Annotated in this window: 1 pseudogene; it reads left to right on the top strand. The window is 53.7% G+C overall.

What is annotated here, in order from left to right:
* Positions 1-268, top strand: a pseudogene (locus tag LK536_RS58750) (M23 family metallopeptidase); the annotation flags it as partial.

The following is a 268-nucleotide window of genomic DNA, read 5'->3' on the forward strand; positions in this document are numbered from 1 at the left end:
CCGCAGCTTTGACCATAAACGCTACTACTATTACGCCCATCTGCGGCAGAACTATCCCTATCAGTCAGGCCTTAAGGAAGGGTCCGTGGTCCAGGCAGGGGATGTGGTGGGGTATCTTGGGCGCACCGGATACAGCCGCACCGAGAACAACAACAATATCGATGAGCCCCACCTCCAATTAGGGCTGGAGCTGATATTTGACGAATCCCAGAACGAGAGCAACAATGAGATCTGGGTCAGCTGCTACGAGCTTGTGAAGTTCCCGAAC

This window comes from Clostridium pacaense (assembly GCF_020709765.2).
GTDB classification, from domain to species: domain Bacteria; phylum Bacillota; class Clostridia; order Lachnospirales; family Lachnospiraceae; genus Enterocloster; species Enterocloster hominis.